Annotated in this window: 21 protein-coding genes; 11 read left to right on the plus strand and 10 right to left on the minus strand. The window is 73.8% G+C overall.

Features of this window, described 5'->3' with window-relative positions; genetic code table 11:
• Nucleotides 1–59 precede the first annotated feature (59 nt).
• From ABZ385_RS23735 to ABZ385_RS23745, 3 genes are read right to left on the minus strand one after another with little or no spacing between them, the layout of a single operon-like run.
• Nucleotides 60–935: an acyl-CoA dehydrogenase family protein gene (locus ABZ385_RS23735; RefSeq protein WP_358913030.1), complete on the minus strand. Its 876-nt coding sequence runs from the start codon at nt 933–935 to the stop codon at nt 60–62.
• An 8-nt stretch (nt 936–943) separates the two neighbouring features.
• A complete protein-coding gene (locus ABZ385_RS23740) occupies nt 944–2,086 on the minus strand; it encodes an acyl-CoA dehydrogenase family protein (protein ID WP_358700186.1) in 1,143 nt (380 codons plus the stop codon).
• 7 nt (nt 2,087–2,093) lie between these two features.
• Nucleotides 2,094–3,287 carry an amidohydrolase family protein gene (locus ABZ385_RS23745; RefSeq protein ID WP_358580416.1) on the minus strand — a complete coding sequence of 398 codons (1,194 nt, stop codon included), beginning with the start codon at nt 3,285–3,287 and terminating at the stop codon, nt 2,094–2,096.
• 187 nt (nt 3,288–3,474) lie between these two features.
• Between ABZ385_RS23745 and ABZ385_RS23750 the strand changes: the two genes are divergently transcribed.
• A complete protein-coding gene (locus ABZ385_RS23750; RefSeq protein WP_358913032.1) occupies nt 3,475–5,043 on the plus strand; it encodes an AMP-binding protein in 1,569 nt (522 codons plus the stop codon).
• 56 nt (nt 5,044–5,099) lie between these two features.
• On the opposite strand, the gene ABZ385_RS23755 is transcribed toward ABZ385_RS23750, so the two are convergent.
• Nucleotides 5,100–5,612 (minus strand): EF-hand domain-containing protein, encoded by a 513-nt coding sequence (locus ABZ385_RS23755; RefSeq protein WP_358580420.1) that lies wholly within the window; start codon nt 5,610–5,612, stop codon nt 5,100–5,102.
• A 116-nt stretch (nt 5,613–5,728) separates the two neighbouring features.
• Between ABZ385_RS23755 and ABZ385_RS23760 the strand changes: the two genes are divergently transcribed.
• Nucleotides 5,729–6,190: a hypothetical protein gene (locus ABZ385_RS23760; protein ID WP_358580422.1), complete on the plus strand. Its 462-nt coding sequence runs from the start codon at nt 5,729–5,731 to the stop codon at nt 6,188–6,190.
• 10 nt (nt 6,191–6,200) lie between these two features.
• Here ABZ385_RS23760 and ABZ385_RS23765 read toward each other — a convergent pair whose 3' ends face one another.
• Nucleotides 6,201–6,575, minus strand: a complete 375-nt coding sequence (locus ABZ385_RS23765; RefSeq protein WP_358580424.1) for an STAS domain-containing protein — start codon at nt 6,573–6,575, stop codon at nt 6,201–6,203.
• Between the two features lie 275 nt (nt 6,576–6,850).
• Between ABZ385_RS23765 and ABZ385_RS23770 the strand changes: the two genes are divergently transcribed.
• Nucleotides 6,851–7,447, plus strand: a complete 597-nt coding sequence (locus tag ABZ385_RS23770) for a sigma-70 family RNA polymerase sigma factor (RefSeq protein WP_358580426.1) — start codon at nt 6,851–6,853, stop codon at nt 7,445–7,447.
• Between the two features lie 83 nt (nt 7,448–7,530).
• A complete protein-coding gene (locus tag ABZ385_RS23775; RefSeq protein WP_358913096.1) occupies nt 7,531–8,784 on the plus strand; it encodes a zf-HC2 domain-containing protein in 1,254 nt (417 codons plus the stop codon).
• Between the two features lie 40 nt (nt 8,785–8,824).
• On the opposite strand, the gene purU is transcribed toward ABZ385_RS23775, so the two are convergent.
• Together purU and ABZ385_RS23785 are read right to left on the minus strand one after the other, a co-directional pair.
• Nucleotides 8,825–9,706 (minus strand): formyltetrahydrofolate deformylase, encoded by an 882-nt coding sequence (gene purU, locus ABZ385_RS23780; RefSeq protein WP_358913034.1) that lies wholly within the window; start codon nt 9,704–9,706, stop codon nt 8,825–8,827.
• 43 nt (nt 9,707–9,749) lie between these two features.
• On the minus strand, nt 9,750–10,250 hold the full coding sequence (locus tag ABZ385_RS23785) for a hypothetical protein (protein WP_358699784.1): 501 nt from the start codon (nt 10,248–10,250) through the stop codon (nt 9,750–9,752).
• Nucleotides 10,251–10,368: 118 nt separating this feature from the next.
• Here ABZ385_RS23785 and ABZ385_RS23790 point away from each other — a divergent pair, with 118 nt between their 5' ends.
• Entirely contained in the window at nt 10,369–11,643 is a 1,275-nt protein-coding gene (locus ABZ385_RS23790) for an ABC transporter substrate-binding protein (protein WP_358589793.1), read from the plus strand.
• Between the two features lie 18 nt (nt 11,644–11,661).
• On the opposite strand, the gene ABZ385_RS23795 is transcribed toward ABZ385_RS23790, so the two are convergent.
• Together ABZ385_RS23795 and ABZ385_RS23800 are read right to left on the minus strand one after the other, a co-directional pair.
• Entirely contained in the window at nt 11,662–13,356 is a 1,695-nt protein-coding gene (locus tag ABZ385_RS23795; protein WP_358913036.1) for a hypothetical protein, read from the minus strand.
• A 149-nt stretch (nt 13,357–13,505) separates the two neighbouring features.
• The gene (locus ABZ385_RS23800) at nt 13,506–14,894 is read right to left on the minus strand and encodes a transcriptional regulator (protein ID WP_358589797.1); all 1,389 of its coding nucleotides are present in this window, start codon (nt 14,892–14,894) and stop codon (nt 13,506–13,508) included.
• A 383-nt stretch (nt 14,895–15,277) separates the two neighbouring features.
• On the opposite strand from ABZ385_RS23800, the gene ABZ385_RS23805 reads away from it, so the two are divergent.
• From ABZ385_RS23805 to ABZ385_RS23820, 4 genes are all read left to right on the plus strand, one after another.
• Nucleotides 15,278–15,937 carry a bifunctional DNA primase/polymerase gene (locus ABZ385_RS23805; RefSeq protein WP_358913038.1) on the plus strand — a complete coding sequence of 220 codons (660 nt, stop codon included), beginning with the start codon at nt 15,278–15,280 and terminating at the stop codon, nt 15,935–15,937.
• A gap of 94 nt (nt 15,938–16,031) precedes the next feature.
• Complete coding sequence (locus ABZ385_RS23810; protein WP_358590470.1) at nt 16,032–16,805, plus strand: ABC transporter ATP-binding protein; 774 nt, start codon at nt 16,032–16,034, stop codon at nt 16,803–16,805.
• Complete coding sequence (locus ABZ385_RS23815) at nt 16,802–18,406, plus strand: transporter (RefSeq protein WP_358913040.1); 1,605 nt, start codon at nt 16,802–16,804, stop codon at nt 18,404–18,406. Before ABZ385_RS23810 ends, ABZ385_RS23815 begins: the two co-directional genes overlap by 4 nt.
• 389 nt (nt 18,407–18,795) lie before the next feature.
• Complete coding sequence (locus ABZ385_RS23820; RefSeq protein WP_358697904.1) at nt 18,796–20,169, plus strand: PAS domain-containing protein; 1,374 nt, start codon at nt 18,796–18,798, stop codon at nt 20,167–20,169.
• Nucleotides 20,170–20,206: 37 nt separating this feature from the next.
• On the opposite strand, the gene ABZ385_RS23825 is transcribed toward ABZ385_RS23820, so the two are convergent.
• Nucleotides 20,207–20,971 (minus strand): SIS domain-containing protein, encoded by a 765-nt coding sequence (locus ABZ385_RS23825; protein WP_358697905.1) that lies wholly within the window; start codon nt 20,969–20,971, stop codon nt 20,207–20,209.
• Between the two features lie 150 nt (nt 20,972–21,121).
• Here ABZ385_RS23825 and ABZ385_RS23830 point away from each other — a divergent pair, with 150 nt between their 5' ends.
• Nucleotides 21,122–21,814, plus strand: a complete 693-nt coding sequence (locus tag ABZ385_RS23830; RefSeq protein ID WP_358588687.1) for a metal-dependent transcriptional regulator — start codon at nt 21,122–21,124, stop codon at nt 21,812–21,814.
• A gap of 508 nt (nt 21,815–22,322) precedes the next feature.
• Nucleotides 22,323–23,186 (plus strand): alpha/beta hydrolase, encoded by an 864-nt coding sequence (locus tag ABZ385_RS23835; RefSeq protein ID WP_358913098.1) that lies wholly within the window; start codon nt 22,323–22,325, stop codon nt 23,184–23,186.
• Nucleotides 23,187–23,245: the final 59 nt, after the last annotated feature.

The raw sequence follows: 23,245 nt of genomic DNA on the forward strand, positions 1-23,245 counted from the left end.
GACGAGTCACGCGTAGGACACAACCCGGTATCAACGCTCCGTAGTGTCACTGTCCGCATTCACAGCGCATCGGCAAGCGCTTCCGCCGCCGCGTCCGCCGACTGCCCCAGCTCCGCGCGCACCCAGGCCCGCTTGAGGTGCAGATGCACCTCGGCCTCCCAGGTGAAGCCCATGCCGCCGTGCACCTGGAGGCAGTCGCGCGCGTTGCGCACCGCCGCGTCGTCGGCCAGCAGCTTCGCGCCGCAGACCTCCAGCGGGTCGCCGGTCACGGCGGCGGCGTACACGGCGGCACGGGCGACCTCGGTGCGCACGAACATCTGCGCGCAGAGGTGCTGCACGGCCTGGAAGGCGCCGACGGGCCGCCCGAACTGTGTACGTACTCGGGCATATCGGACGGCCATCTCACCGGTGCGGGCGGCGCTGCCCAGCTGTTCGGCGGCGTGCAGGAGCGTTCCCCGGCCGGGCGCGGGCGGTCCCGGTATGCGGTGCAGCGGCGTCAGCGGGTCGAGCGAGCGCAGCGCCACCGCGCCGGCCGCGTCCCCCTGGACGACGTCCGCCTCCGCCAGCCAGGGCACCAGCGTCCCGTCGACGGCCGTCACGACGGTGTCCCCCGAAGCGGCGCCCGCCACCTCGCCCGCCGCCAGGAACGTCGCCACGGCGGGCCCCGGCAGCAGCGCCCGCCCCGCCTCCTCGAAGGCCAGTACGGCCTCCGGCCGCCCGAGCCCGACGCCGCCCCGCGCCTCGGGCAGCGTCAGCGCGAAGAAACCGGCCTTGCCCAGCTCCCGCCACAACCCCCGGTCGAGCCGGCCCGCGCCCTCGGGCGAGGGCTCCCCCTCGCCCCACCGCACGGCGTCCCGAGCGGAGAACCGCCCCTCCAGGAACTCCCGCACACCCGCCCGCAACGCCCGCTGGTCCTCCGTCGGTTGGAAATCCATACGGAGCCTCACCGCCCCTTCGGGAGGCCGAGGATCCGCTCGGCCACGATGTTCTGCTGGATCTGCGAGGTGCCCGCGGCGATCGTGTACGACAGCGACGACAGCCGCTCCAGGGCCCACGGCCGTTCGAGGTCCAGCGCCCCGGCCCCGAGCACCTGCGCGGCGGCGTCGTACAGCTCCTGGCGGGCGTGCGAGTACCGCAGCTTGAAGACCGAACCGCCCACGCCGGGCACGCCCCCCGAGCGCTGCGCCTCGCTCACGTTCCCCTGTGTGAGGCGCCACAGCGCCGAGAACTCCGCGGCGAGCCGTCCGAGCCTGCGGCGCAGCGCCACGTCGTCCCAGCGGCCGTTCGCGCGGGCCTCGCGCGCGATCTCGCCGAGGACGCGGCGGCAGGCCACCACCTCCCCCACGAAGGCGGTGCCGCGCTCGTAGGAGAGGGTCACCATGGTCACGCGCCAGCCGTCGTCCTGCTCCCCGACGCGGTTCGCCACCGGCACCCGCACGTCGTCCAGGAACACCTCGGCGAACTCGGTGGAGCCGGCCAGGGTGCGCAGCGGACGCACGGTGACCCCCGGGGCGTCCATCGGCAGGGCCAGCCAGGTGATGCCGCGGTGCTTGGGCACGGCCTCGCTCACCGGTGTCGTACGCACCAGGAGTTCGCACCAGTCGGCGACCTCCGCGTGCGACGTCCAGATCTTGGACCCGCGTACCACGTAGTGGTCGCCGTCCCGCCACGCGCGCGTGCGCAGCGATGCGAGGTCGGAGCCCGCGTCCGGTTCGCTGAACCCCTGGCACCAGACCTCCTCGCCGCGCAGCACGGGCGGCAGCCACCGCTCGCGCTGTTCGGGGGTGCCTTCACCGGCGATGGTGGGCCCGGCGTGCAGCAGGCCCACGAAGTTGGCGCCCACATAGGGGGCGCCCGCCTTCTCCGTCTCCTCCAGGAAGATCAGCCGCTGCGTGGGGGAGGCGTCCCAGTGCACCTGGCCGTAGCCGGCGTCGAAGAGCATGCGCTGCCAGCCGGTGTCGTACGCGCGCCGCGCCGGCCAGTTCCGCGGCGAGGGCGCCGGGGGCAGCTTCGGCAGTGCCGTGGCGAGCCACTCGCGCAGCCCGGCCCGGAAGGCTTCCTCCTGCTCGGTGTACGTGAGGTCCACGCGCGGCCTACTTGTCCAGGTCCAGGCCGAGCATGCGGATGGCGTTGCCGCGCATCAGCTTGTGGATCGTCTCGTCGTCGAGCCCCCGGACGTGGTCGAGGGCGACTTCCTTGGTGTGCGGGAAGGTCGAGTCCACGTGCGGGTAGTCGGTCTCGAAGGTGGCGTTGTCCCGGCCGACGACGTCCAACGAGGCCACGCCGTGCTTGTCGCGGAAGAAGCAGCAGAACATCTGCCGGTAGTAGTACGTGGAGGGTGGCTCGGGGATCAGGTCCTTCACCCCGCCCCACGCCCGGTGTTCCTCCCACACGTCGTCGGCGCGCTCCAGCGCGTACGGGATCCAGCCCATCTGCCCCTCGGAGTACGCCAGTTTGAGCGTCGGGAACTTCACAAGGACGCCGCTGAAGAGGAAGTCCATCATCGAGGCCATGGCGTTGTTGAAGGAGAGCGCCGCCTGTACGGCGGGCGGGGCGTCTGGCGAGGCGGCCGGCATCTGGGAGGACGAGCCGATGTGCATGTTGACCACAGTGCCGGTCTCCTGGCAGACCGCGAAGAAGGGGTCCCAGTGGCCGCAGTGGATCGAGGGCAGCCCGAGGTGGGTGGGGATCTCGGAGAAGGTGACGGCCCGCACGCCCCGCGCGGCGTTCCGCTCGACCTCGGCGACCGCGAGGCCGATGTCCCACAGCGGGATGATGCACAGCGGGATGAGCCGGCCGCCGCTGTCGCCGCACCACTCCTCGACCATCCAGTCGTTGTAGGCGCGGACGCAGGCGAGGGCGACCTCCTTGTCGTGGGCCTCCGCGAAGGTCTGCCCGCAAAAGCGCGGGAAGGTGGGGAAGCACAGGGACGCCTCGACGTGGTTGAGGTCCATGTCCTCCAGCCGGGCGACGGGGTCCCAGCAGCCGCGCCGCATCTCGGCGCGCGTGATGCCCTCCAGGGTCATGTCGTCGCGGTCGAAGCCGACGGCGGCGATGTTGCGCTTGTACGGGAACTTCAGGTCCTCGTAGATCCACCAGTCGGCGGGCGGCCCGTCGGGGTCCATGGTGATCCGGTACTTGCCGCCCACGTAGGCGAGTTCGCCGATGCCGGCCGTCAGGGGCCGCGGGCCGCGGTCGCGGTACTTGGCGGGCAGCCAGGTCTCGAAGAGGTGTGCGGGCTCGATCACGTGGTCGTCGACGCTGACGATCCGGGGAAGCTCGGTCATGGTCCCTCCTCCGGTCATCCCTCCGGCCCTTCCGGGTGATCTGATGACCCGTCAGATAGCAGGCTAGCCCCGCGCCTATGGACCGACAAGGCGCCGAGGCCTACGCTCTGCGCACGATCTGACGGCCCATCAGTCCAAGCGGTCCAAGCGGCCGCGCGTCCGTTCCTGGCCGACCCGGGGGGATCACTTGAGGACCACACGGCACGAGACCGCGCGCGAACTGGCCGCCTCGCGCACGCTCTGGGAACTGGTCGAGCGCCGCGCCGCCCGCACCCCCGACCGGCCCGTCCTCATCCAGGCCGCCGCCGACCCCGCCGACGACCGCACGCTCACCTTCGGCGCCCTGCGCGAGCGCGCCGAACGCGTCGCCGCCGGGCTGTACGGCATGGGGGTGCGCCCCGGCACGGTCGTCGCCTGGCAGCTGCCCACCCGCCTGGAGACCGCCCTCCTGTCCTGCGCGCTGGCCCGCGTCGGCGCCGTGCAGTCCCCCGTCATCCCCTTCTACCGCGACCGGGAAGTCGGCTTCGCGCTGCGGGAGTCCAAGGCGGAGTTCTTCGCGACACCCGGCGTGTGGCGGGGCTTCGACCACCGCGAGATGGCCCGGCGGCTCGGCGCCAGAGGCGTCTTCGAGGCGTACGACGCGCTGCCCGACGCCGACCCGGCCGTGCTGCCCCCGCCGCCCGCCGAGGGCACCTCGGTGCGCTGGATCTACTGGACCTCGGGCACCACGTCCGACCCCAAGGGCGTGCGGCACACCGACCGCTCGCTGCTCGCCGGCGGCTCCTGCCTGGCCCACGCGCTGCGCCCCACGGAGTCGGACGTCGGGTCGATGGCGTTCCCCTACGCGCACATCGCGGGCCCCGACTACACGATCATGCTGCTCCTGTACGGCTTCCCGGCGGTCCTGTTCGAGCACTTCACACTGCCCGACGCGCTCGACGGCTACCGGCGGCACGGCGTGACCGTGGCGGGCGGGTCGACGGCCTTCTACTCCCTGTTCCTCGCCGAGCAGCGCAAGCTGCCGCCGGGCGAGAGGCTCATCCCGACGCTGCGGCTGCTGGCGGGCGGCGGCGCGCCCAAGCCCCCGGAGCTGTACCACGCCGTCGTACGGGAGATGGGCTGCCGGCTCACCCACGGGTACGGCATGACCGAGGTCCCGATGATCACCATGGGCGACCCGGACGACACGGCCGAACACCTGGCGAAGACGGAGGGCAGGCCCCCGGACGGCATGGAGATCCGCGTCACCGGGCCCGCCGGCGAGCTGCTGCCCCCGGGGACGGACGGCGAGATCCGGCTGCGCGGGGAGGCCGTCTGCCGGGGGTACGTGGACCCGGCGCAGGACGCGGCCGCCTTCGACGCCGACGGCTTCCTGCTCACCGGGGACCTCGGCCACCTCACCGCGAGTGGCCATCTGGTCCTCACCGGGCGGGCCAAGGACATCATCATCCGCAAGGGCGAGAACATCTCCGCCAAGGAGATCGAGGACCTGCTGCACCGGCATCCGGCCGTCGCGGAGGCGGCGGTCGTCGGGCTGCCCGACCCCGAGCGCGGGGAACGGGTCTGCGCGGTCGTGGAGCGGCGGCCGGGCGCCGCCGAGCCGACCCTGGAGGAGGTCACCTCGTATCTGCGCGGGGAAGGCCTCTCCCCCCACAAGCTGCCGGAGCAGCTGGAGGTCGTCGAGGCGCTTCCCCGCAACGAGACGCTGCGCAAGGTCCTCAAGTACCGCCTGCGGGAGCGCTTCGCCCCGTCCTGACACCGGTGCGAACCACCCCCGGTCCCAGCTCCGTCCCCGCCCCCGGGGCCGGCGGTCTACTCGGAGACCGTGAAGTACTCCGCGACGGCCGTCACGATCTCCTGCTCGGCGACCTTGCCGTCGCCGTCGGTGTCGAGCGCGCGGGCCGCCGCGTCGGCGATGTCCTCGGGCACCTCCAGCGCCTCCAGCGCGCGTTCGATCTCGGCGGGGGCGAGCGATCCGTCGCCGTCCGCGTCGGCGACGGCGAGGGCCGCGTGCAGGAAGGGCCGGGCGATCTCCGCGAACCGCTCGGGGTTGTCCCGCAGCCGCTTCACCGCCCCGCCGATGAACTCGCCCCTGGTGATCCGCTGGTCGCCGTCGCGGTCCGCGATCCCGGCCATGCCCTGCCAGAACGCCTCGGCGCCGATATAGAGGGCCTGCCCCTTGTCGGACCGCGCCGTCGCGCCGAACTCCTTGCACAGGGCGGCCGCCGCCGTGCTGAAGTCCTCCCGGGAGATGTAGCCGTTGCCATCCTGGTCGAAGGTGGCGAACCGGGCCGCGATCCTACGCTCGTACTCGGCACTGTCCATGGTCTTCGGGCTGCCTCACTTCCGCGGTCGGGTGCTCTTGAGGGGATGGGTACCCACCGCGAGCGAGCGTACGTCCTTTGAGCCGCACCGATGGGTGATGTGCTGCACTGTCACCCGTGGAAGCTGTCGCGGCGAGTGTCATAGCGGTGCTGGGAACCCTCCTGGGCGCGGGTGTCACCCATGTCTTCCAGCGCGGGGCGATCGCGCGGACGGAGGACTTCACGCGCCGCGAGAAGCTCCGCCAGGAGCGCGTCGACGCCTACAGCGCGTACGCGGGCGCCCTCGTCAACTACCGGCGGGTGCTGCTCGACCGGTGGTTCAGCAGGCACGAGAACCGGCCCGAGGACGGCGTCGAGTCCCGCTTCCGCTCCTACGAGCTGCGCTCCGCGGCGCAGGAGGCGCTGTTCAGGGTGGAGTTGCTCACGGAGGACGACGAACTGGCCGGCCTGGCCCGGCGGGCACTCGACGCGGTCACCGATCTGCACAAGGCCCGCGACCGCGACGAACTGACCGAACGGCGCGTCGTCTCGCTGGGCGCGGTCGACGCCTTCGTGTCGGCGGCCAAACGCCACGTCTGACGCGCGGGGGCTACGCGGAGAGCGGGGTGGCCTCCTCGTCCAGGGCCGCGCCGACGTCCGGGAAGACCTCGAAGAGCCTGCGGACGCCGAGGGCCGCGAGGACCCGGTTGACGTGGCTGCCGTCGACGGCGCCCTGCGCGGGCAGGATCAGCCGCAACCGGCCCCGGCAGGAGCGGATCAGACGGCGCGTGGCGATCAGCACGCCGACCCCGCTGGAGTCGCAGAACAGCACGTCGGACAGGTCCAGGACGACGCTGCGGCGGCCGTCCGCCACCGCGTCGTGCACCCGCTGGCGCAGCACGGGCGAGGTCAGCAGGTCCATTTCGCCGCGGACGCGCAGCACGGCCCAGCCGGACTCCTCGTCCACCGTCACCTTGAGCGTCACGCGTCACGCCTCTCGCTCGCCCTGCCCGTCCCGCCTCCCGGAGTGATCCGGAAGCGGTCCCTACGCTTCGTCCTGCTCGGCTGCCCCACCGCTTCGTCCATGAAACACCAGCGGACCCCCGTCGATATCATCCGGGATCCGGCCCGGCGCACGCTTTGCCGTAAACAGGAGTGCGCTGTCAGTGCCGCCGACTACATTCGAGGGGTAGTCGGAAAAACGGGCGACGACAGCACGGACCACAGCACGGACGGGCAGGGCGAGCGCGAGGGGGCCGCATGCCGAAGGACGCGCCGCGGCGCCGGGACCGCCGGATGCAGCAGCGGCTGGCGCACGGCGAGGCCGCCGCGCTGGGCGAGCTGTACGACCGCTTCGCCCCGCTCGTGCACAGCCTCGCCCACCGCGTCCTCGGCGACGAGGCCGGCGCCGACCGCATCACCCGCGAGGTCTTCGCCCACATCTGGGAGAACCCCGACGCGTACGACCCCCGCCAGGGCCCCCTGCGCTCCTGGCTCGCCGGACTCGCCCACCAGCGGGCCGTCCACCGGCTGCGGCAGACCGGGTCCGCCGCCCTCGCCCTCGGCGGCGCGGGCACCGCGCAGGACCTGGAGCGCAAGGTGCGGCGCGCCTCGGCCGCCGCCCGCGCGGACTACATCGTCACGGCCATGCCGGCCCCGCTGCGAGCCGCTCTCGAACTGGCCTACTTCCAGCGGCGCGACTACCGCCAGACGGCCGCCGACCTCGGCGTGACGGAGGACGAGGCCCGGCGCAGGCTCCGCCTCGGCCTCCAGCTCCTGTCCACGGCCCACGACAGCGCCGGTCCCTCGGCGGGCCCGTCCACCGGCTCCCCGCCCGGCCCCGGGACGACGCCGTGACCGGCGCCGACCGCCCCGAGCCGTACGAGGACCCCGAGAGCCGCGAGCCGCCCGGGGAACCGGGGCCGGCGGACGCCACCGGGGTGCGGGGCGGCCCGCGCATACCGCTGCCGCGCTCCTCCGTGGAGGACACCGGGCTGCCCGTGCCCGACGCGCCGGCCGCCGGGCAGGCGCCCCCTGCCGGCCCCGGGCCGCTCGTCCTGGACCACCGCGTCCTGCGGTCCCTGCTGGGTGCCTGGGCGCTGTCCGCGTGCTCCGCGGCGGAGGCCCTCGCCGTCGAGGAGCACCTGGGCGAGTGCGGGCCGTGCGCGCAGGAGGCGCTGCGGCTGCGGGACGCCGTCACCCTGCTGCACGCCGAGGAGAGCCTCGATCTCGACCCGGGCCTGCGCACCCGCGTCCTGGCGAGCTGCCTCGGCCGGCGCCCGCCCCGCATCCCGGTGCCCGAGTGGGCCCTGCCCTACGACGCGGAGAGCGCCCGCCTCGACGCCCTGCTGCGGGACATCGGCGGCCCGGAGTGGCACGCCCCGGTGCGGCTGCGCTGGTTCGAGCAGGACTCCCCGGTGAGCAGGAAGACCACCGTCGCCGGGATCATCGCGCACCTCCTCGCCGTCGACGGCCTGGTCGCGATCGCCCTCGGCCTCGACGACCCGCTGGGCCCCGAGGAGGCGGGCCCGCGCCACCCGACCCGCCGCACGGAGGCGTACTGGCGCGCCTCGCGCCTGCCGCCCACCCGCGCGGTGCGGGGCCCGTGGCGGGACCAGACGCACGAGATCGTCCGCACGGTGTCGTTCGCGGGCGACGGCTCCGGGCGGCTGCCGGTGCCGTACGGGACGGAGCAGACGCCGCCCGGCGAGGGGGCGGGGCAGAAGATCGAACTGCCGCTGCGGGACGCGATGGTGGACCGCGCCTTCGAGTGCTGGATCCACGCGGGTGACATCGCCCGCGCCGTCGACTACCCCTACGACCCGCCGGCGCCCCGGCACCTCCACCGCATGATCGACCTCGCCGCCCGGATGCTCCCCGCCACCCTGGCCGACCGCCGCCGCTCCGGGCTCGCCGCGCCCTCGCGGGATCTGGTCGCCGCGGGCGCGCCGGGCCGCAGCCTGCGCCTGGAGATCGAGGGGGAGGGCGGCGGCGAGTGGTTCATCGCGCTCGACTCGCCGGGCGCGCGGGCGTCCGCCGAGCGCGAGGTGGCCCATGTGGCGCTGGACGGCGTGGAGTTCTGCCGCCTGGCCGCGGGCCACGTCTCACCGGCGGAAGCGGCGGCGGGCCGGGGCGGCGACCGCGAGGCCGTCCGCGACGTCCTGTTCGCGGCGGCGTCCCTGAGCAGGCTGTGAGCCCACCGGCAGCCGTCGCCCCCCGGGCCCGCGCGCGGAGTTACGCGAAGACGACCGTCCGCCGCCCGTTGAGCAGGATCCGCCGCTCGGCGTGCCACTTCACGGCGCGCGCCAGTGCCTGGCACTCCACGTCGCGGCCGATCGCCACCAGCTGGTCGGGCGTCACGCCGTGGCCGACCCGCTCGACCTCCTGCTCGATGATCGGCCCCTCGTCGAGGTCGGCCGTCACATAGTGCGCGGTGGCCCCGATCAGCTTCACGCCGCGCGCGTGCGCCTGGTGGTAGGGCTTGGCGCCCTTGAAGCTCGGCAGGAACGAGTGGTGGATGTTGATGATCCGCCCGCTCAGCTCCTTGCACAGGTCGTCGGAGAGCACCTGCATGTAGCGCGCGAGGACGACCAGCTCGACCTCCTGCGACCGCACGATCTCCAGCAGCCGCGCCTCGGCCTGCGGCTTGGTGTCGCGGGTCACCGGGATGTGGTGGAAGGGCACGTCGTAGGAGGCGACCAGCTCGGCGAAGTCGGTGTGGTTGGAGACGACGGCGGCGATCTCCACCGGCAGCGCGCCGATCCGCGAGCGGAACAGCAGGTCGTTCAGGCAGTGCCCGAACTTGGACACCAGCAGGACGACCCGCATCCTGTCCTCGGCGCGGTGGAGCTGCCAGTCCATGTGGAAGGAGTCGCCGATCGCGGCGAAGCTCGCCCGCAGCTTCTCGACGGTCACCGGGGCCTCGGCGGAGAAGTGGACGCGCATGAAGAACAGTCCGGTGTCGTGGTCGCCGAACTGCTGGCTGTCCTCGATGTTGCAGCCGGTCATGAAGAGATAACTCGACACGGCGTGCACGATGCCCTGCTTGTCGGGGCAGGAGAGGGTCAGGACGTACTGCTCAGCGGGCGGGGCGGGGGCGACGGACTGCTCGTTCATGCGGCCAAGGTTCCCATACGCGCGGGGCCGGCGCGGCAGGCGTTCAGGCGGTTCGTGTCAGGATGCGCAGCACTTCGAGGGTCCGCGGCGGCTCGTCGGGGTCCTCGCCGTCCCCCACGGCCATGCGTACGTGCGCGTCCCGCGCCGCCCGTACCGCGTCGGGCCAGCCCGGGTGCTCCAGGTAGACGGAGACCATCGCGTCGGGCCCGACCTCGTGCATGATCCGCAGGACGCGCAGCACGGCCGTGTCGACGAGGGCCGCCTCCTGCGGGTCCCGGAAGATCGTCCCGACGTACTTCTCCGCGGACCAGTTGTCCAGCCAGGTGTCCTCGACCAGCCGGTACACGGCGTCGGTCACATCCCCGTACTCCTCGCGGCCCCCGAGCCAGCATTCACGCTGGAACGCGGGGTCGGAGAGCATGTGCAGCGCCGAGCGCACGTTGCTGCGCCAGCGCCACCACGGCATGTCATTGGTCGGCATGCCGCCCATGGTGCTGGAGCGACGGCCGCGACGGGAAGACTTCTCCGAACCTTGCACGGTCATCGATCGTACGTTCCCACCTCATGCACGCCAACCGGCCCCCGCCCGTTCACCTTCATGTCACTGTCCGTTGAAGGCGAGTCACTCCACGGTTGGTCCTCCGACGGCATTGTGCGGGGACATGACCGGCAGGCGACGCACCTTCCTTCCCCGCCCCCTTCGAACCGCGGTCCTCTCCGCGGCCGCCGCGGCGGCGAGTACGTCGCTGGTGACCGGCTGCGGGGTCATCCCCGGCGCCACGGGGGGCTCCGGGGATGGCCCCATCACCGTCATGACGTGGGCGCCCGAGAAGACCAGGGCCACCAACAAGCCCGGCGTCCCGGCCATGGCCCAGGCCTACGCGCGCTGGGTCAACGCGCACGGCGGCCTCGACGGCCGCGAGCTGCGGGTGCTGACCTGCAACGACCACAACGACCCGGTCGGCGCCGCGGACTGCGCGCGCGAGGCGGTCGACCAGGACGTGGCGGCGGTCGTCGGCGCCTACAGCCAGCACGGCGGCGCCGCCCTCGCCCCGCTGGAGGTCGCCGGCATCCCCTACATCGGCGGCTACGGCGTCACCGACGACGAGTTCAGCAGCCCCCTGTCCTACCCCGTCAACGGCGGCGAACCGGCGCTCCTCGCGGGCAACGGCCGCCAGCTCGCCGCGCGCTGCGACCGCGTCTCCCTGGTCCGCCCCGACACCCTCGCCGGCGACGAGCTGCCCAAGCTGCTCAACTCCGGTCTGCGCGACGGCCACCACAAGCCGGTCGCCGACATCCGGGCCCCCGAGGACGGCACCGACCTCACCCCGCAGGCCGAGCAGGCCCTCCAGCACGCGGGCACCAAGGACGGCTGTGTGACGGCGGCGCTCGGGGCCCGCACCGACACCTTCTACGACTCGTTCCGGCGCACCAGCGGCGACTATCCGCCGGTGCGGATCTCCTCCGTGCTCGGCAGCGTCGACCAGTCGCTCGTGGACCGCACCGGCGGCGCGAGCGGCCCCTACGAGGGGGCGTACGTCACCGGCTGGTACCCCGCGTCAGGCGATGCGCGGTGGGCGCGGATGCGCGAGGTCATCCGGGAGCAGGCCTTCGGCGACAACCGGGTAGACCCGGCCGACGCGGGCGTCCAGACGACCTGGATCGCGTACACCGTCCTGAAGCGGGCCGTCGAGTCGCTGCACGGCAAGGAGGTCACCGCCCGCACGCTGCGGCGCGCCCTAGACGGCGGGCTGCGGGTCGAGACGGGCGGCCTCACCCCGACGCTGAGCTGGCGCTTCGAGGACCTCATCGCGGCCGGCGAATATCCGCGCCTGATCAACTCCGGTGTCACGTTCCAGGTCGTGCGCGACGGGCGGCTCGTCCCCGCGCGCAAGGGGTTCGTGAACGTGGAGCAGACACTGGAGCAGTCGGCGTAGCCCTCGCCGGGGCGGGGACTACAGCTGGGACTTCTCGCGCGTGGTCAGCCCGTACTTGCGGGCGATCGCGTTCCAGTGGTCGGCCGCCTGCGCCTTGGCGGCGGTCGCCTCGCCGCTCGCGCGGTTGCCCGCGCCCTGCTGCGGGGTGCTGCGGGCCTGGCCCTTCCTGCACCCCTTCTTGTCGGCCACCTGGTCGGCCCAGGCCGCGTAGTGGTTGTCGGCGGACGCGGAGGCCTTCCACGCCTTGTTGAGGGAGGTCGTCAGCAGGTCGTTGGCCGGGAGCTTGTCGACCTCCAGGGCGGCGAGCCGTCGCACGAGGCCGTTGCGCTGGCGGGCGGCGGCGCGCAGGTCCTTCGCCGACTCGTCCAGGTTCTGGCACCGGCCGACGTTGCGTACGGCGGCGATGACCATGTCACGGCTGTTGTTGCTGTCGGCCAGCAGCTTGTCCAGGGCGACCGCCTGCTTCTTCGCCGGGTCGGCGGTGGGCGAGGGCCGGTCGTCGGCGGGGGCGGACGCGGAGACGGGCTCGCCCGTGGCCGCCTTGTCGTCCTCGTCGCCGCCGGAGCTGAGGAGCGCGCCCGCGCCGACGCCGAGCACGGCGATACCGACGCCGACGGCCACGATGAGCGGCACCTTCGAGCCGGTGCGGGTGCGGCGGCCGCCGTGGCCCCCCTCGCGTGCCGGGGCCGGGGCCGGGGCGGGCGCGGGGGCGGCGGCCGGGCTCTCGAAGCGGGGCATCTGCTGGGTGGAGGCGGGGCCCTGCTCGGCCTCCGGCTCGGTGCGGAAGAGGCTGTCGAACTCGGCGGGCGGCTGCCGGTCGCCGGGGGCGCCGGGGCGGATGCCGTAGGGCGCGGCGGGCGGCTCGGGCGGCACGGTGTTCCCGCCGGGGACGGGGGCGAGGAACTGGGTGGGCTCGCTGTCGGACGCCGGGCCGGGCGCGGGCGCCTGGGGGCGGCCCGGGTACCGCGAGGCGTCGGGGGCGGGCGCCTCGGGCGGCAGGGCGCCGGGTACCACCGGGGGTATGTACTGCGTGGCGCCCTCGTCGCCCCCGGCGGCGGGCACGGGCGGGATGTACTGGGTGGCGCCCTCGTCGCCCCCGGCGGCGGGCACGGGCGGGATGTACCGCGTGGCGTCGGCGTCGCCCCCGGCGGCGGGCGGCAACGGCATGCGCCGGGCGTCGTGGCCGCCCTGTGCGTCGTACCCCTGCTGCCGCGGGTCGTGGCTCTGCTGGGCGCCGTAGCCCTGGTTCTCGTGGGAGCCGCCGTACGCACCCTGCGGGCTCTGCGAGCCGTAGGCGCCCTGGGAGCCGTACGAGGCGTCCGCGCCGTACCCGGGGTCCGACCCGTACGAGGCGTGCGCGCCGTACGCGGGGTCCGATCCGTACGAGGCGTCCGCGCCGTACGCGGGACCCGAGCCGTACGAGGGGTCCGCGCCGCCGTACGGGGCCTGGGCGCCCTCCGGCGGCAGCGGCATCGCCTGGGGCGTCCCACCGTCCCAGGACGGGCCCTGACCGCCCGGCGGCGGGCCCGCCGTGTCGGGTCCCCAGGGCTGACCCCAGGGCGTGCCGCCCGCCGGGGTGGCCTGGCGGCCCGCGGTGCCGGGCAGCAGCGGCTCGCTGCCGTCCGCGGGCAGCACGACGCCTTCGTGGGCGGGCCGGTCCGCGGGCTGCCGCGGATCGGAGGAAGCAGCGCCCTGACCGCTCTGCTGCGTCACCGGGACTCCTACACATGGGGGACCTACGGAACCGTCGGCTCACGCTACCGGGTCCCCGCAAGCCTCTGCCACGCAGCTCAAAGTTACGGCTCCTGCCCAGCGCCGCGAGTAACAAAACCTCCCGCCCGGACGCTGATAGCATCCGCGCCTCACGCCGCCTGGACGTCGAGGCGCGCTCCGAACTCCCGTACCACCGGCTCCTCCCGGAAGGGTTCGAGGCGCTGCTGGAAGTCCTCCAGGTACTCCGCGCCGCGGTTGGAGCGCAGGGTGCCGAGCAGTTCCACGGCCCTCAGGCCCGTGTGGCAGGCCTGTTCGACCTCGCGCCGCTGCACCTGGGCCGTGGCGAGCAGGACCAGGCCGATCGCGCGGCGGCGGGCGCGTGTCTCCGGGTGCCCGTCCAGGGACTCCTGGGCGCTGCGCGCCGCGGCGTCGGCCTGGCCGAGGTCCCGGTGACAATGCGCCATTTCATCGGCCAGATACGCGTGGTCGAAGTGCCGGATCCACACCGGGTCGTCGCCGGACTCCCCCTCGCCGGCCGCCCGGTCCATCGCCTCCACCGCGCGTCCCGCCACCGCCTGCGTGGCCCGCGCGTCCCCGAGCAGGGCGTGCCCGCGCGCCTCGGCCGCGTAGAACATCGCCTCCGCGCGAGGCGTGACGTGTCCGCGCGCGCCCTCCTGCGCGGCCCGCGCCAGCTGTGCGATCTCGCGCGGGTTGCCGAGCTGGGCGGCGAGGTGGCTCATCGAGGCGGCCAGCACATACCCGCCGTAGCCCCGGTCGCCGGCCGCCTGTGCCAGCCGCAGCGCCTGGATGTAGTACCGCTGGGCGAGGCCGGGCTGGCCCGTGTCCACGGCCATGTAGCCCGCCAGCTCCGTCAACCGCGCGACGGCGGCGAACAGTTCGCGTCCGACCGCCTCCCGGTAGGAGCCGGCGAGCAGCCCGGAGACCACGGAGTTGAGGTAGTGCACGACGACGGGACGCACATGGCCGCTGCCGTACTGGTGGTCGAGGCGGGTCAGCGCCTCCGTCATCGCCTTGACCGCGGCCACGTCCGCCATGCCGACGCGCGGCCCGGCCGTCCGCCCGACCTGGGCGTCCGGCGAGGAGATCAGCCAGTCGCGGCTGGGCTCCACGAGCGCGGAGGCGGCGACGGTCGAGCCGGACAGGAAGTCCCGGCGGCCCACGTCGCTGCGCCACAGCTCGCAGACCTGCTCGATGGCGCCGAGGACGGTCGGCGAGAACTGCAGGCCCACGCCCGAGGCGAGGTTCTTGCCGTTCGCCATGCCGATCTCGTCGATGGTGACGGTGCGGCCGAGCTTGCGGCCGAGCGCCTCCGCGATGATGCCGGGCGCCCGGCCACGCGGCTGCTGCCCGCGCAGCCAGCGGGCCACCGACGTCTTGTCGTAGCGCAGATCGAGACCGTGCTCCGCGCCGCACATGTTGACCCTGCGGGCGAGGCCGGCGTTGGAGCAGCCGGCTTCCTGGATGAGCGCTTGCAGCCGTTCGTTGGGCTGCCGCGCGACGAGAGGCCTGGCGGCCATGGCGTACCCCCTGAGTGCACCGTCGACCATCGGGAACGGGGCGGCCTTCGAGACCGCCTCACGACGATCAATGCCCGTGCGGCAAGGCGAAGATGCGCCACGAAAGAGGCATAAGAAGCCATGAAGAACCACAAGTACGACAATGTGCCGACCGGCGGTGCGTCGGGCTTCCTCCGGGACCGTCCACCGGTGGTGACCGGCTTCCCGAAGGCCTCCTCCGAGGCGTCTTCCGAGCGCCCTTGGCCTGGCTACCCGCACATGGATGCCATTTCCCCCGCGCGCCCCCGGCCGTGCACCCATGCGCCCCGCGCGCAGGATCGATGCTCCTCCTCCGCCCTCGCGTGCGCCCGTAACCCGTGGTGGTGACGGGAGTTGAGGTCTGCGTGGAAGAGACCATCGAAGTCACCTCGGCCGCGCGGATCCCGACGCAGCACGCGGAAGCCTTGCCGGACACGGCCGTGCGCTACGCGGAGGAGCGTCACTGGGACGTCTTCCCCGGGACCTGGCTGGAGTGCGCCGAGGGCACCGAGCGGTGCTCGTGCGGCGACCCGGCGTGCGCGGCACCCGGCGCGCACCCGGCGCGCGAGGACTGGGCGGCCCAGGCCACCGGCAGCGCGACCGTCGCCCGGCGGCTGTGGCAGAAGCAGCCCAAGGCGTCGATCCTGCTGCCCACGGGGCGTACGTTCGACGCGATCGACGTGCCCGAGACCGCCGGGTTCCTCGCGCTCGCCCGCATGGAGCGCATGGAGCTGACCCTCGGCCCGGTGACCCGCACCCCGGGCCGGCGCACGCAGTTCTTCGTGCTCCCCGGCGCCGCCGCCAAGGTACCCGACCTGGTGCGCGGGCTCGGCTGGCCGCCGGCCGCCCTCGACCTCGTCGCGCTCGGCGAGGGCGCCCACGTCGCGGCTCCCCCGACCCGCGTCGGCGCCTCGGGCGCGGTCCAGTGGGCGTGCCGCCCGACCGCCGCCAACCGCTGGCTGCCGGACGTGGAGGAGATCATCTCGCCCCTGGCGTACGCGTGCGGCCGGGAAGCCCGGCGCTGACCGCCCCGCACGGCGCCGCCCCGTACCGCACGCCCAGCAGGCGACGCCCCCGTATCGTGCGGCCACGGGACAGTGGGCGACGGAGGGCAGCACGGTGACCGAGGCGGCGGTACGGGTCCAGGGGCTCTGGAAGCGGTTCGGCGAGCAGGTCGCGGTGGCCGGGATCGATCTGACGCTGCCCGCGGGCAAGTTCATCGGCCTGGTCGGGCCGAACGGCGCGGGCAAGACCACCACCCTCTCCATGGTCACCGGCCTGCTCAGACCGGACCGGGGCACCGTCGAGGTCGTCGGCCACGACGTGTGGCGCGACCCCGTCCAGGTCAAGGCCCGCATCGGGGTGCTCCCCGAGGGCCTGCGGCTCTTCGAACGCCTCTCGGGGCGCGAACTGCTCGCGTACAACGGCAGACTGCGCGGCCTGCCCGGCGCCGAGGTCGACAAGCGCGCCGCCCAGCTGCTCGACGTACTCGACCTGGCCGGCGCCCGGCACAAGCTCGTCGTCGACTACTCCACCGGCATGCGCAAGAAGATCGGCCTGGCCGCGGCGCTGCTGCACAACCCCGAAGTCCTCTTCCTCGACGAGCCGTTCGAGGGCGTCGACCCCGTCTCCGCCGAGACGATCCGCGGCGTCCTGGAGCGCTACACCGCCTCCGGCGCCACCGTCGTCTTCTCCTCCCACGTCATGGAGCTGGTCGAGTCGCTGTGCGACTGGGTCGCCGTCATGGCCGCGGGCCGCATCCGCGCCCAGGGCACCCTCGCCGAGGTGCGCGGCGCGGCGCCCTCGCTCCAGCGGGCGTTCCTCGAACTCGTCGGCGCGCCCGGCCGGGACGCGGGCTCCGACCTCGACTGGCTGGGCGGCGGCGCCCGATGACGGCCCCCGCTCCGGCCCCGGCGATCACCCCCGTCCTCGTACGGCTGAAGCTCTCCCTGCTGCGCAACGGCCTGCGCCAGTCGGCGGGGCGCCGCGCCGCCTACCTCGCCTCGGCCGTCCTGGCCCTGCTCGTCGCCGCCCTCCAGTTCCTCGGCCTGATCGCGCTGCGCGGCACCGCGCACGCCGCCACCGTCTGCGTCCTGCTCGCCGGGGTCCTCGCCCTCGGCTGGGCCGTCATGCCGCTGTTCTTCCCGAGCGGTGACGAGACGCTGGACCCCACCCGCCTGGTGATGCTGCCGCTGCGCCCGCGCGACCTGGTGCGGGGGCTGCTCGTGGCGTCACTCGTCGGCATCGGGCCCCTCTTCACGCTCTGCCTGGCCCTCGGTGCGGCGATCGCGCTCGCCCACGGCGCCGCGGCCGCCGCCACCGGGGTCCTGGCCTGCGCCCTCACGCTCCTCGTCTGCGTGGCCCTGGCCCGCGCGGTCGCCGCCGCCAACATCCGCCTCCTCACCAGCCGCAGGGGCCGCGATCTCGCGGTGTTGAGCGGCCTGGTCATCGCGGTCGGCGCGCAGGCGGTCAACTTCGGCGCGCAACACCTCGGTTCGGCCGGGCTCGGCACCCTCGACCCGGCGGCGGCCGTCGTGCGCTGGCTCCCCCCGGCGTCGGCACTCGGCGCGATCGACTCGGTGAGCGAGGGCGCGTACGCCGCCGGAGCCGCCCAACTGGCCCTCGCCGCAGCCGCGCTGGCGGCGCTGCTGGCCTTCTGGCAGCACAGCCTGACCCGCCTGATGACCGCGCCGGACGGCTCCACCCTGGCGGCCGCCGCACCGGAGAAGGACGCCTCGCGCCTCACCGGAGCCCTCGGCGGCCTGCTGCCCGCCGGCCGCACCGGCACCGTCATGGCCCGCGGACTGCGCTACATGTGGCGCGACCCCAAGACGAAGGCGGCCTGGGTGACGTCCCTGGCCATCGGCCTGATCGTGCCGGTCCTCAACGCCCTCCAGGGCACCGGCTCGGTGTACCTCGCGTGCTTCGCGGCGGGGATGCTCGGCATCCTGATGTACAACCAGTTCGGCCAGGACACCTCGGCGTTCTGGATGGTCGCGATGACGATCTCCTCGCCCCGTGACGCGTACGTGGAGCTGCGGGGCCGCGCCCTGGCGCTGACGCTGATCACCCTCCCCTACGCCACCCTGGTCACCGTCCTGACCACGGCGCTGCTCGGCGACTGGCCCGTCCTGCCCGAAGCCCTCGGCCTGTCCTTCGCGCTGCTCGGCGCGATGCTGGCGACGGGCGCCTGGGCCTCGGCCCGCTTCCCGTACTCCATCCCGCAGGAGGGCTACAAGAACGTGGCCCCCGGGCAGGCGGGCCTCGCCTGGCTCTCCGTCTTCGGCGGCATGGTGGCGGCGGCCCTGCTGTGCGCCCCGGTGCTCGCCCTCACCATCTGGCTGCACGCCTCCGACGCGGCTTCCTGGACCTGGCTCCTGCTCCCCGTGGGCGCGGCCTACGGCTGGGCGATCGCGGAGGCCGGAACGCGCCTCGCGGCCCCGCGCGTGGCCGACCGCCTCCCGGAGATCCTCACGGCGGTCAGCAGGGGATAGCCCCTCGGGACGCAGACGACCCGCGAGCCGTGGTTCCTGGGAGGCCGGGCGATGCCGGGTCCAGGAAGCCGGCCGGACGTACCGGCGGCTCGCGGGTCGGGTGACTGCTGGGAAATAGGGCCGGCTGCACGCGCTTCACACGTGCCGGTCCGGCGCCGAATTCGATGCGCGACGACGGGCCGCTAGCCCGCAGTCACCTCACGCGTCCGGTTTCGATACATCTGCCGAACCACCTCCCTTCTCGTGTACGTGCCACCCTAGGAACCGCTCCCCGCACCGCACAACCGAATTTCCGGGCAGCACTTTTCCCGCGAGTTCCGGGAACCGGCTGTGGGGTGCGTCACGTTCGAGTTGAATGATCTGAGGACACGGCGGCAGGGGGGTTCGGGGTGAGTGCTTCGCGGCAGAGCGGGACTACTGACGAACTGGGCCCCGACGAGCCCGAGCAGGGCGGCGCCGAGCTGCTCGCGGCGCTGCTGGACGGGATGGACGCGGCGCTGTGCGCGTTCGACGCCGACGGCGTGGTGACGCACTGGAACCGCGAGGCGGAGCGGGTCCTCGGCTGGTCGGCGGCGGAGGCCGTCGGGCGGCGGGGGCTGTCCGGGTGGGCCGTGCGGGCCGCCGACGCCGGGGACGTCGAGGGGCGGCTGCTGTCCGCGATGGACGCGCCGGGGCGCCAGGTGCACGAGTTCGCCCTGGTGACCAAGGGCGGCGGGCGCGTCCTGGTACGGATGCAGTGCGCGTCGGTGCGCGGCGGGGACGGCAAGCCCGCCGGGGTGTACTGCGCCTTCAGCGAGGTCCACGCGCAGATCGACCTGGAGCGGTCCATCGCCCTGAGCGAGGCGCTCTTCGAGGACGCCTCGTGGGGCGTGGTCCTCGTCGACGCCGACCTGCGCCCCGCGGTGGTCAACGAACACGCCGCCCGCGCGCTGGGCCTCGGGCGTACGGCGGTCCTCGGCAGGCCGCTGGCCGATCTGCTCGGGCAGGGCGTGGAGGAGCTGGAGAGCGCGCTGGCCCATGTGCTCGCCGAGGGCGCGCCGCCCGCCCCCGCCGAGCTGTGGGTGTCGGTGCGGGCGGGCGAGGGGCAGGAGGACGGCTTCGAGCGGCGGTGCTGGCGCAGCGGCTTCCTGCGGCTCGCCTCACCGCTCACGGAAGAACCGGTTCCGCTCGGTGTCGGGTGGCTCTTCCAGGACGTGACCGAGGCGAAGCTGACGGAGCAGGAGGCCTCGCAGCTGCGCTTCCGCACCCAGCAGTCGCACCGTGCGGCGCGGGCCGCCGCCGAGTGCGAGGACCCGATGGAGGCGGCCACCGTCCAGCTGGACTTCGCGCTCGCCGGGTTCGCCGACCACGCCCTGGTGGACCTCGTGGCCGGGGAGGACCCGGTGCGCCTGGTGCGGGTCGCCGCGACGCCCGCCGGGGCGCCGGGGCCGTGTCTGCCGGTGGCCATGGCGGGGATACCGGTCCGCTATCCCGAGGGCCATCCGGCTCCGCAGTGCGTGGAGCGGGCCGGCTCGGTGCGGGCGAGCGCGGGCGCGGCGGCCCCCGAGCGGGCCCGGGAGTGGGCGGGCGCCCGGCAGTGGCCCACGGACACGGTGCACGCCCTGTGCGCGGTGCTGCGCAGCCGGGGCCGGACGCTGGGCGTCGTGACGTTCCTGCGGGGGCCGGGGCGCGGCCAGTTCGAGCGGACGGACGCGATGTACGCGGAGAGCGTCGCGGCACGGGTCGCGACAGCGCTGGACCTGGCCGGGGGCCTCGAACACTGACGGCCCCCCCGGGCGCCTCAAGCAGCGTCGGGTGCTTTCAGAAGCGGTAGAAGATTCGGTTGCCGTATTCCTGGAAGACGCGGCCGTTCCAGTCGTGGCCGCCGTCCACGTTGCCGGAGCGGAGCAGCGGGGGCTGGATGCCGCGCTCGGCCAGTTCCGCCACCGCGGCGGCGACCATCGCCTGCATGAGCGCGTTCGTCACCACGCTGGAGGCGGGGCCGAACGGCGCGTCGACCCCGTCGAGGGACAGTTCCGCGTCCCCCACGGCGATCTTGGAGTCGACCACCACGTCGCAGTGGTCCTTCAGGAACGTCCCGGAGGTGTGCCGCGACCTGGTCGCGGTGGCGTAGGCGAGCGAGGTCACGCCGACGACCTTCAGGCCGAGCGCGCGGGCGTTCATCGCCATTTCCACCGGCAGCGGATTGCGCCCGGAGAGCGAGATGATCACCAGGACGTCGCCGGGGCGGGCGGGCGAGGAGTCGAGGACGGCGGCCGCGAGGCCGTCGACGCGCTCCAGGGCGGAGCCCAGGGTCGCGGGCATCACGTCGACGCCGACCACGCCGGGCACGGCGAGGAGGTTCATCAGCGCGAGGCCGCCCGCGCGGTAGACGACGTCCTGCGCGGCGAGCGAGGAGTGTCCGGCGCCGAAGGCGAAAAGCCGCCCGTCGGAGGCGGCCGCGTCGGCCAGCAGCGTGCCCGCGGCCGCGATGTTCCCGGCCTCCTCGTCGCGGACCCGTCGGAGCAGATCGATGGCGGCGTCGAAGTACTGACCGGCCGGTTTGCTCTCGCTCTTGGAGCTCATTCGCCTCACGTTGCGGTCTGGACCTGCGCCCTGTCAACACTGTCTTCGGACGCCCGGGGGCGGGTTTTCCCACGGCGCGGCACGGTTGTCGGTGGTATGCGTCAGAATTGAGGGCAGGGCCAGCGCACGAGCGAATTCTGAGGGGCACCCATGTCGGGGCTGATTGACACCACTGAGATGTATTTGCGCACCATCCTCGAACTGGAGGAGGAAGGTGTGGTCCCCATGCGCGCCCGGATCGCCGAGCGGCTGGACCAGAGCGGACCGACGGTGAGCCAGACCGTGGCGCGCATGGAGCGCGACGGCCTGGTGGCGGTCGCCAGCGACCGCCACCTGGAGCTGACCGAGGAGGGCCGCCGGCTGGCCACCCGCGTGATGCGCAAGCACCGCCTGGCGGAGTGCCTGCTGGTCGACGTGATCGGGCTGGAGTGGGAGCAGGTGCACGCCGAGGCCTGCCGCTGGGAGCACGTGATGAGCGAGGCCGTGGAGCGCCGCGTCCTGGAGCTGCTGCGCCACCCCACCGAGTCGCCGTACGGCAACCCGATCCCGGGCCTCGAGGAGCTGGGCGAGAAGGACGGCGCGGACCCGTTCCTGGACGAGGGCATGGTCTCCCTGACGGAGCTCGACCCGGGCACCGAGGGCAAGACGGTCGTCGTGCGCCGCATCGGCGAGCCGATCCAGACGGACGCCCAGCTGATGTACACGCTGCGGCGGGCCGGCGTGCAGCCGGGCTCCGTGGTGAGCGTGACGCAGTCGGCGGGCGGCGTGCTCGTGGGCAGCAGCGGCGAGGCCGCGGAGCTGTCCGCGGAGATCGCCTCGCATGTCTTCGTCGCCAAGCGCTGAGGACAACTTCCGTTGTCAGAGGGGTAGTTGACAAGCCGCCGCGATCCTCGCGAGATGTCGCGGAGTCCAAGATCCAGTGTGCGGAATCGCAGCGCGCGAGCGTTTCGCGTGCGAGGCTGTCGCGAGAGGCATATGACCTGAAGGCTCTTGACCGTGTCGGCGCCGGGCCTGGCCGCACGGCCGGAGAGGGGGCGGGAGGATGTGCCCGTCCGGTGAGTCCGGAGGTGAGGGTCCCGGCGCCCGAGGGCGCCGGGACCTGTCCTCCCCTGCACTGACCCGGAGCCCCGAGCTCTCGGGGTCAGTTCCCGCGGACCGGTTTCCCCGAGCGGCCCGCCTCCCGATGAAGATCTCCCCTCGGCCGCGCCCGTCAATCCTTGAGCGTGGTCACCCGAACGAGGGGTGTTACCCGCGATCCGCCCGTTCTCGAAAGGGAGTTCGATAGCGTGCGGGGGTGTGGGGCAAGGCCAGGCGTGGATCCCGAGCGGAGTCAAGGGGGGTGCCAGGAATCATGGTGCGGCGCATCGACGTGACGGGCGCGGAGGGCGTACACCTCGCCGCCTGGGAGTTCGCCGATCCTCCCAAGGCGGGAGAGGCCGAGGGGACGCCGGGCGGGGTGCTGCTGCTGCACGGCCTGATGGGCCGGGCCTCGCACTGGGCGGACACCGCCCGCTGGCTCTCCGAGCGGCACCGCGCGGTCGCCCTCGACCAGCGCGGCCACGGCCGCAGCGAGAAGCGGCCCGAGGGCCCCTACACCCGCGAGGCCTACGTGGCCGACGCCGAGGCCGCCCTGGAGCAGCTCGGCCTCGCGCCCGCCGTTCTGATCGGCCACTCCATGGGGGCGCTCACCGCCTGGCAGCTGGCCGCGCGCCGCCCGGACCTGGTGCGGGGCCTTGTCATCTGCGACATGCGGGCCTCGGCGCTCGGCGCGGCCTCGCAGCGCGAGTGGGAGCAGTGGTTCACGTCCTGGCCGGTGCCGTTCGCGACGCTCGCCGACGTCCGCAAGTGGTTCGGCGAGGACGACCCGTGGGTGGAGCGCCCCAACCCCTCGCGCGGCGAGTTCTTCGCCGAGGTGATGGCCGAGGGCCCGGACGGCTGGCGGCCGGTGTTCGACCCCGCCCAGATGCTCAGGTCCCGCGAACCGTGGGTGCACGACGCGCACTGGGAGGAGCTGATGCAGGTCCGCTGCCCCGCGCTCGTCGTGCGCGGCCTGGACGGCGAGCTGGGGCGGGCCGAGTCCCAGGAGATGGTCCGCGTGCTGCCCCGCGGGGAGTACGCCGAGGTGGCCGACGCGGGGCACCTTGTCCACTACGACCAGCCCAGTGCGTGGCGGGCGGCCGTCGAGCCGTTCCTGGACAGGGTCCTGGCCGGGTAGGTCGGTGGGCCGGGGTGTGCGCGGGGTCTGTCGTGGCCTTCGGCCCACTCGTCCTCAAA

It is taken from the genome of Streptomyces sp. NPDC005898 (assembly GCF_040629635.1).
Lineage (GTDB): Bacteria > Actinomycetota > Actinomycetes > Streptomycetales > Streptomycetaceae > Streptomyces.